We start from the raw sequence: 8,945 nt of genomic DNA on the forward strand, positions 1-8,945 counted from the left end.
TTTTCATAGTTGACCTCCATGTCAACTAATGGCCCCGGCTGCAATGCCGGGGCCGATATGGATTACTGCAGAGTTGGATCAGTTCTTTCCGCTTTGATACGCCCGTATTCCCAGGTAGATCTTGTCCCGCGCCAGCGGCAGGTCGGTGAACCGCACACCGGTCGCGTTCCTGATGGCATTGGCCATGGCCGGAGCCACGGGGTTGAACGGGCTTTCGCTCATCGATTTGGCTCCGAGCGGGCCCAGCTTGTCGTTCGTCTTTGCGAAATAGACCTCGCTGCGGGGCACATCCGCGAAGGTGGGCAGATGGTACTGGCGCAGAATGTTCGTCTGCACCACCCCGGCGTCGTCAATCACCACGTCTTCGTACAAGGTGGCCCCCAGCGCCTGCGCGATGCCGCCCTCGATCTGCCCGCGGCACTGCAACGGGTTCATCACGACGCCGGCATCGGCCGCCTGCACGCTCTGCAGGATCTGCAGCTCGCCGGTCTGTTCGTTCACCGCGACGCGGAAGCCTTGGACATTGAAGGCGACCGAACGCGGCGTGCCGCCCCAGTAACCCCGCCCCAGCAACTCGGTTCCGGTCTGTTTCGCGTGCTCATACAGCTCTGCCAGGCTGATCCGGGTGCCATCACAATCGACGCCGTCGCCGTCAAGTACGCATTCCGCACCTTCAGTTCCGGTGACGACGGCGGCAAACTTGGTCAGTTGCGTGGCCAGCTCCTCCGCGGCCTGCAGCGACGCCTTCCCCGCAACGGTTACCCCCGTCGAACCGAAAGCGCCGGTGTCGTGTTCCACCAGGTCGGTGTCGGACTGCCGCACGGTGATCAGGGGCGCGCTGGTATTGAGAGCCGTCGCAGCCAACTGCGCGTGCACCGTCGTCGTACCGTTGCCGAATTCAGCGGTGCCAACCAGCAGTTCATATCGTCCGCCTTCGGCCAGCCGCGTCCGGGCGTGGGAAATATGTCCGCGGGGAGGCACCGTGTCGATCATGGACAGCGCGGTCCCCTCGCCGAGCAGCCATTCCGGGCCGAGCACGAAACCGAACTCGACCTCGCGTTTCCGTCCCCGGGCCAGGGCGTCGTCGACCAGGTCAATACACTGATCCAGCCCGTAACTGCCGAAGTGGACGTCCTTTTCCGGCTCCGGGCCGGTCGAGATCATTCGGTCGCCGTCGGCAATAATGTTCCGGCGGCGCAGCTCCATCGGTTCGATGCCCAGTCGCGAGGCGAGTTCATCCATGGTGGACTCGATCGCGAACACCATCTGGCTAAGCCCATAACCACGGAATGCACCGGCCGGAACGGTATTGGTGAAGACCGCCCGCGCATCGACCTTCTTGTTGGGGCAGTTGTAGACGGCGATGGATTCACCGCAGCCGTGAAACATCACGCCGATGCCGTGGTTGCCGTACGCGCCGGTGTTGGAGAGCACGTCCAGTTGCAGGGCGGTGAGTTTCCCGTCCGCGTCTGCGCCGGCCTTGACCTTGATCCGGAACGGGTGGCGCGTGGTGGCCGAGGTGAATTGTTCCTCGCGGGTGAATTCCAGCTGTACCGGTACCTTCAAGGCCAGCGCCGCCATCGTGACGACGTCCTCGGTCAGGATCTCCTGCTTGCCGCCGAAGCCGCCGCCGACGCGTTCGCACAGCACCCGGATCCGGTCCGGTTCGAGCCCGAAGATCCGGCACAGCGCCCGGCGGGCCAGGAATGGCACCTGGGTGCTGGAGCGCACCACAAGCCGGCCGTCGTCGTCGAACGAGGCGATTGACGCATGCGTTTCCAGGGATGCGTGCTGGACGCGCTGGGTGTGGAACGTGTTTTCGTAGACCGCGGCGGCCTGCGCGAAGCCCTCCTCGACGTCGCCCACCGCGCTGTGCAGTTCGGCGAGCACGTTGTCCTGCGGCCGGGCAATACGGGACACATCGGCATCCTTTTCGCCATGGATTTGTGGTGCCTGCGGCAGCATCGCCTCTTCCGGATCGATGACCGAGGCCAGAATTTCATAGTCGACCTTGACCCGGCGGACGCCCTCCTCGGCGGCGCGGACAGAATCGGCGACGACGGCGGCAACCCGCTGCCCGACGTGCCGGACGACGTCGTCGAGCACCCTGGTGTCGTCCGGATCGTCGGCGTAGTGGTCGTGCTGGGCGCTGGAGAACCGCTGCTCGGGCGCGTCCTCGTGGGTGAAAACCGCACAAACACCCGGCACCGCGAGCGCTTCGGTGGTGTCGATGCTGCGGACCCGCGCGTGCGCGTGTGTCGAGCGGACCAGCTTCATATGCAACAGTCCGGGCAGGGACTTGGGGTCGACGTCGAGGGTATAGCGGACCTTCCCGGTCACCACGCCGAGACCGGCCGGCGCACCGACATTGTCGCCGGCCCGCTGGTTTCCGATGCCTTCAGCGTCGACATTTTGCACGCCGCACACCGCGTCCTCGATCGCCCGGTAGCCGGTGCAGCGGCACAGATTTCCCTTCAGGTTCCGGGGCAGATTCTCCAGCTGCTCGTCATCGAACGTGCTGGCCGTCATCAGGAAGCCGGCGGTGCAGAAGCCACACTGGAACCCCTGCGCGGCCAGGAACTGCTGCTGCATCGGGTGCAGTCCGCCATCATCGGCGAGTCCTTCGACCGTGGTCACCGCTTTACCCTCGGCCCGGTGCGCGGGATAGAGGCAGCTGTGCACCGGTTTGCCGTCGACGTGGACGGTGCAAGCTCCGCAGTCGCCGCCGTCGCAGCCCTTCTTGACGCCGAAATTGCCCTGTTCGCGCAGGTAGGTGCGCAGGCATTGTCCCGGTTGGGGTTCGACGGCGGCACGGCTTCCGTTGATCTCGATGCCGCTGAATGCCGGGGCCGCTCCCGTCGGAGCGCTGGTGGTTGCTTGGTTCGTCATGATGTTGGTCCTTCGCCCAGTTCGGCACGGATTTGTTCGGCCAGCAGGTAGGTCATGTCGCGGCGCCACTCAGGCAGTCCGTGAATGTCGTCGTGATAGAGGCCGGCTGGCACCGCTTCGTCGATGGCGGAAACGAGATCCGCTGCGCCGGCACCGGGCCGCAGATCCAGCTGGACCGGACGCTTGGTGGAGGCCGTGATCGTCAGCCGGATGCCGCCGTCGTTCCGGCGCCGCCCAATCAGCAGCACTCCGGACCGGCCCAGGTTGGACAGCGACAACCGGCGGAAGGTCACCTGCTCGGAGAGCGCCGTGGCCGGCAGGTGGATGCTGCGGATCAGCTCACTCGGTTCCAGCCCGTTCTGCGCGTCGCCGGTAACCAGCTCGGCCACCGGCAGTTCGCGGCTTCCGCCACCGGGGACAAGAATGGTGGCGACGCCGTCGAGCGCCGCTGTCAGCGACGTCATCGGTCCGGCCGGAAGCGAGGTGGCAATATTGCCGCCCACGGTGGACATATTCCAGATCTTGAAGGAGGCGACGAAGGAATCGCAGCACTGCCGGAACAGCGACAGGGCGGGCCAGCGGTCCACCTGCGCCTGATCGCTCCGGGGGAAGGCGTAAAGCTCCGCGATCGTGCAGGTCGCGGCGATGTCCAAGCCATCCTCCGTCACGGTCAGCGCCGGCCAGTCAGCGTAGGAGATGTCGAGCAGCCGCTTCAGCGTGGACGTGCCATAGGAGTAAAGCACCGTGCCGCCGGCGAGCCAGGCATCACCCGGCTGCCACTGATCGGGATCGTGGGACTTCTCTGTCGCCACGACGGTACTCATATCCATGACGAAACTCCTGACTGTGAAATGGGCGGCTCTGAGGGATTTCGCGCCGGGTGGACCGCTTCGGGGTGGACCGCTTCCGGGTGGATAGGCCCGGTGCTGCGGCTCAGCGGCTGCGCCGTCCGGTGTTGATTTCTTCCCGCGATGATTTCGGCCATGATGGACACCGCGACTTCCTCGGGGGTCACCGCGCCGAGGTCCAGCCCGATTGGCGAATGCAGCCGGCTCAACTGCTCCTCGTCCACGCCGAGTGCCTGCAGGGATTCGACCCGCTGGGCATGGCTGCGGCGCGAACCCATCGCCCCGACGTACTGCACCGGCAGCGTCAGGGCCAGTTCCAGCAGCGGAATGTCGAACTTCACGTCGTGGGTCAGCACGCAGATTACGGTGCGGGCATCCAGCCTGTCCTGCCCGGCTTCGGCTTCCAGATACCGGTGCGGCTGCGCCACCACGACCTCGTCCGCCCCGGGATACCGGCCGGCCGAGGTGAATGCCTGCCGCGCGTCGCAGAGCGTGACGTGGTAGCCGAGCAGTTTGCCGGTCCGGACCAGCGCGGCGCTGAAATCGTTGGCGCCGAAAATCAGCAGCCGCGGCGGTGGCAGCCGGGTTTCCACCAGCAGGCTGATGTAGTCGTCGCCGCAGACATCCCGGTTTGGCGAAAGCCGGAGGACACCGGTCTGGCCGGTCGAGAGCATCGCCTGGATCTGCGCCGCCGCCCCGTGCGCGGCGGTACTGTCCTGGATCAGCGCTTCGAGATGGCCGGCGTCGGCTGTGGAGGGAAAGTCCTGCGGAGCAAGCACGACGACGCCGGTCAGCCTGCCGCCGTCGAGCCGCCTGATAATCGCAGCGGGAATGTCCTGTCCGGTTTCCGCCAGCCGGGCCAGCCCCGCCAGGTCAAGCTGTTGCCCGGGATGGCCTTGTGGGTACACCGGCTGGATCAGGATGTCGAGCACGCCCCCGCAGGTCAGCCCGACGGCGAAGGCGTCCGAGTCGCTGTACCCGAACTGCTCGCGCCGGACCGTGGCCGACTCCATCGTCTCCCGGCACGCGTTGTAAACGGCGCCTTCCACACAGCCGCCGGAGAGCGAGCCCACCACTTCGCCGTCGGCATTGACGGCCATGGCGGTTCCGACCCCTCTGGGCACGGAACCGGTCGCGGAGACGATGGTCGCGACGGCGAACGGTTGCCCCGCCCCGAGCCAGGCGGAGCAGGTGTTCAGGATGTCGAGCATTCTGCTGCCCTTTCCTTGAGGGTGCCTTTGGCCGGCACCTTATAGATGGAATTATGCGCGGCGCCGGAAGGCCGTGTCACGGGTCTTCCGGCGCCGTTCCTGTTCGACATGGAAACTGTGGAGGTCAGAACAGGAGTTTGTTACGTCCCAAGCGCGGCCGAAACCGGACCGCGGGCGAAATACAGGACGAAGCCGGCGGCCGTGAGCCACATCAGCCAGTGGATCTTGTGGGCCTTGCCGGACGCTGCCCGGATCAACACCCAGCTGATGAAGCCGATGCCGATTCCGTTGGCGATCGAGTAGGTAAGCGGCATCGTGATGATGGTCAGGAATGCCGGCAACGCGATGGAGAAGTTCTTGAAGTTGATCTCCTTGATCTGCGCCACCATCATCGCCCCGACGACCACCAGTGCCGCCGCGGCCGCCTCGAGCGGAACGACCGCCGTCAGCGGGGTGAGGAACATCGCCGCCAGGAACAGCGTGCCGGTGACGACGCTTGCCAGTCCGGTGCGGGCGCCTTCGGCTATCCCTGAGGCGGAATCGATGAAGACGGTGTTGGACGACGCCGAGGTCGCACCGCCGGCCACGGCACCGGCTCCTTCGACGATCAGGGCGGCTTTCAGCCCCGGGAAGTTGCCCTTCTTGTCCGCCAACCCGGCGCTCTTGGCCAGTCCCGTCATCGTTCCCATCGCGTCGAAGAAGTTCGTGAACACGAGGGTGAAAACGAGCATGGTCGCGGCCAGGGCGCCGATCCGCTCAAAGGCGCCGAAGCTGAACTCGCCGACCAGGCTGAGATCCGGAACCGCGAAGATGGAGGACGGGAGGGCTGGCACGTTCAGGTGCCAGCCGCCGGGATTCTCGAACGCCGGTCCCAGTTTCAGGATGCTTTCGACGACGACGGCGATCACGGTCGTCGCGACCATGCCGATCAGCAGTCCGCCGGTGACTTTACGCGCCACGAGGATGCCCATCAGGATCACGCCCAGCAGGAAGACCAGCGTCGGCACCGCGGTGATGGAACCGCCGTCGCCAAGCTGTACCGGCGGGCCGCCCTCGGTGCCCTGGACGAAGCCGGAATCCACGAATCCGATGAAGGCGATGAAGAGGCCGATGCCAACGGTGATTGCCGCCTTCAGGGCAGGCGGCACCGCATTGAAGATCGCCTCGCGGGCTCCGGTCACGGCCAGCAGCACGATCAGCAGTCCGTTGATAACCACCAGGCCCATGGCTTCGGGCCAGGTCACATCGCCGACGACGGAGACGGCCAGGAAGGAATTAATGCCGAGTCCGGCGGCAATACCGAACGGCAAGTTGGCGGCGATACCAAAGATAATGGTCATGACGCCGGCGGTCAGTGCCGTGACGGCGCCGACCTGCGCCGCTTCCAACCAGCCGCCCTCGACGTCGAGGGTTGCCGAATCCGGGCCGAAACCGCCCAGAATCAGCGGGTTCAGGATGACGATGTACGCCATTGTGATGAAGGTGACGAGTCCGCCGCGGATTTCCCGGCTGTAGCTGGAGCCACGCTCGGTGATCTTGAAATAACGGTCCAGCAGATCCTTTTTGCCCGACTTACGCGTTGGTGCTGATTGTGGATCTTCTCCGGGCCTTGAGCCCGATCCGGTCAGAAGTACCATTTCTGCTGTCCCCCTCAGTAGTCGACGCGGTCGAGAGTAGACGCCCACTGCTCAAAGGGGGCCGTCCGGGTTTCCATGGGTACCTGGCGCACCGGCAGGGACCGGTCCTCGGGAGGTGTGTTGAAGTAGTCGTAGAAGACTGCGTCGTCGAAACCGCCGTCGGCAGCATCATGGCGGTCGGCGGCGAAATAGACTCCTGCCAGGCGTGCCCACAGCGAGGTGGCCAGGCACATCGGGCACGGCTCGCAGCTGGTGTAGAGCCTGGCGCCGGTCAGGTCGAAGGTTTCCAGTGCGGCGCAGGCGTTGCGGATCGCCATCACTTCGGCGTGGGCAGAGGGGTCATTGTCAGCGGTGACGCGGTTGACGCCGTGGAACACCTGCCCGTCCGCGGTCACGACGACGGCGCCGAACGGGCCCCCCGAATTTTGAACGTTCGCAACGGCGAGGGCAATAGCCTCGGAGAGATAATTGGTGTGGGCAGAATCTTTTTCCATGGTGAAACTCCAGGATCAGGCAGCTGCCGTGACACGTCATGTGCGCCATGATGTTTCTCGAGAACTCGTACCAGACGGCTGCGATTTAGATATGCAGTTCAGCCTGGTAGATAGCTTCTCTGTCCTGAGTGCCCGCCTTTGGCTTGACACTGAGATTACTGGTACAGAGAGTGATACGCAACACATTCATGGAAAATGTTTTTCGACTAGTGAAAGAAGCTTGCTGATGAGACCCGTTCCCACCGCCGAACTGCACCTGCACATCGAGGGAACGCTGGAACCGGAGCTGATTTTCGCACTCGCCGAACGCAACGGGGTCGAACTGCCCTACGCAGACATCGAAGAACTGCGACGGCAGTATGAGTTTGTCGACCTGCAGTCGTTCCTGAACCTGTACTACAGCAACATGACCGTGCTGCAGACCGAGCGCGACTTTGCCGACATGACACGCTCCTACCTCACCCGGGCAGCAGCGGCGGGGGTGCGGCACGCGGAAATCATGATGGATCCGCAGGCGCACCTGTCCCGCGGAGTGCCGCTGGCGACCTGCGTCAATGGTGTTACCGCCGGCCTCGCCGGCAGTGAGCAGGAGTTCGGCATCAGCACTGAGCTGATCGCCGCGTTCCTGCGGGATGAGCCGGCCGACGAGGCGTTGGCTGTGCTGGAGGAGTTGCTCGCGATGAATGCGCCCATCATCGGCATCGGGTTGGATTCCGCCGAGGTCGGTCACCCGCCGTCGGACTTCCTGGCGTTGTACGAACGAGCCCACTCGGCCGGGTTGAAGTGCGTCGCCCATGCCGGCGAGGAGGGCCCGCCCGACTACATCCGCCAGGCTCTGGACCTGCTCGAAGTCGACCGGGTGGATCACGGAATCCGCTGTATGGAGGACGAGGAACTCGTGGAGCGGCTCGTCGCAGAACAAATGCCGCTGACCGTCTGCCCGCTCTCGAATGTGCGGCTCCGCGCGGTCGACACGCTCGCCGTGCATCCGCTGCCCGGGATGCTGGAACGCGGACTGAACGTCTGCGTAAACTCGGACGATCCGGCCTATTTCGGCGGCTATCAGGATGACAACTTTGCCCGGCTGCAGGAGACTTTCGGGTTCAACACCGGGCAGCTGGTCAAGCTGGCGGAAAATTCGGTGCAGTCCGCCTTCGTCACCGACGAGCGCCGCCGGGAACTGCTCGCCGAAATTGAAGCCTGGCAGAACAGCGGTGGTGCAGACCGACCCTGAAGATGCTACTGTTCCTCGCAACCGCTGTAGCGGTTCCTGGATCAGCAGACAGGAGAACTGAGCTGGCGACATTCGTGCCGTCCGCCCAGACCGGCGTGTCCGCGGTGTCGCAGACCGACATCGACCGGAGGATAGATCCGTGGAAGCCCGACGCACCTGGTTGCGCAACCCGCAAGCCATTTTTACCGCCAATGAGCACGACGCCGGTGGTGGAGTCGTCGTCGAAGGCACCAGAATCGTCGAATTGGTTGCCGCCGGGCAGACCCCGACGACGTCGTACGACGAGGTGTTTGAGGCCCGCGACCACGTCGTCCTGCCCGGACTGATCAACACGCACCATCACTTCTACCAGACCCTGACCCGTGCCTGGGCGCCCGTGGTCAATGTTCCGCTGTTTCCCTGGCTGCAGAATCTGTATCCGGTCTGGGCCCGGCTGACTCCGCGGGATCTGGAACTGGCCACCACCGTCGCGCTGGCTGAACTGCTGCTGTCCGGCTGCACCACCGCGGCCGATCATCACTATCTATTCCCCGGCGGAATGGAGGAATCGATCGATATCCAAGCCGCCGTCGTCGGCAATCTTGGCATGCGGGCGATGCTCACCCGCGGCTCCATGACGCTGGGACAGGACG

The 8,945-nt window shown here is 64.7% G+C and carries 7 protein-coding genes; 2 read left to right on the forward strand and 5 right to left on the reverse strand.

Annotation, left to right across the window (positions count from 1 at the left end):
- Window positions 1–78: 78 nt before the first annotated feature.
- The 5 genes from Y707_RS0112805 to Y707_RS0112825 form a co-directional block, all read right to left on the reverse strand.
- Window positions 79–2,889 (reverse strand): molybdopterin-dependent oxidoreductase, encoded by a 2,811-nt coding sequence (locus Y707_RS0112805; RefSeq protein WP_051441959.1) that lies wholly within the window; start codon window positions 2,887–2,889, stop codon window positions 79–81.
- Entirely contained in the window at window positions 2,886–3,719 is an 834-nt protein-coding gene (locus tag Y707_RS25720; protein ID WP_035781645.1) for an FAD binding domain-containing protein, read from the reverse strand. Before Y707_RS25720 ends, Y707_RS0112805 begins: the two co-directional genes overlap by 4 nt.
- Window positions 3,710–4,948 carry an XdhC family protein gene (locus Y707_RS25725; RefSeq protein WP_051441960.1) on the reverse strand — a complete coding sequence of 413 codons (1,239 nt, stop codon included), beginning with the start codon at window positions 4,946–4,948 and terminating at the stop codon, window positions 3,710–3,712. Before Y707_RS25725 ends, Y707_RS25720 begins: the two co-directional genes overlap by 10 nt.
- Before the next feature lie 140 nt (window positions 4,949–5,088).
- A complete protein-coding gene (locus tag Y707_RS0112820) occupies window positions 5,089–6,585 on the reverse strand; it encodes an NCS2 family permease (RefSeq protein WP_035781647.1) in 1,497 nt (498 codons plus the stop codon).
- Window positions 6,586–6,599: 14 nt separating this feature from the next.
- Window positions 6,600–7,079, reverse strand: coding sequence for a nucleoside deaminase (locus tag Y707_RS0112825; protein ID WP_026535396.1), 480 nt, complete (start codon window positions 7,077–7,079; stop codon window positions 6,600–6,602).
- A 226-nt stretch (window positions 7,080–7,305) separates the two neighbouring features.
- Here Y707_RS0112825 and Y707_RS0112830 point away from each other — a divergent pair, with 226 nt between their 5' ends.
- Together Y707_RS0112830 and Y707_RS25730 are read left to right on the forward strand one after the other, a co-directional pair.
- Complete coding sequence (locus Y707_RS0112830) at window positions 7,306–8,313, forward strand: adenosine deaminase (RefSeq protein ID WP_035781649.1); 1,008 nt, start codon at window positions 7,306–7,308, stop codon at window positions 8,311–8,313.
- A gap of 139 nt (window positions 8,314–8,452) precedes the next feature.
- A partial coding sequence (locus Y707_RS25730; RefSeq protein ID WP_035781651.1) for an amidohydrolase family protein occupies window positions 8,453–8,945 on the forward strand: 493 nt, incomplete at its 3' end.

Source organism: Arthrobacter sp. H14 (assembly GCF_000520495.1).
Lineage (GTDB): Bacteria > Actinomycetota > Actinomycetes > Actinomycetales > Micrococcaceae > Arthrobacter_C.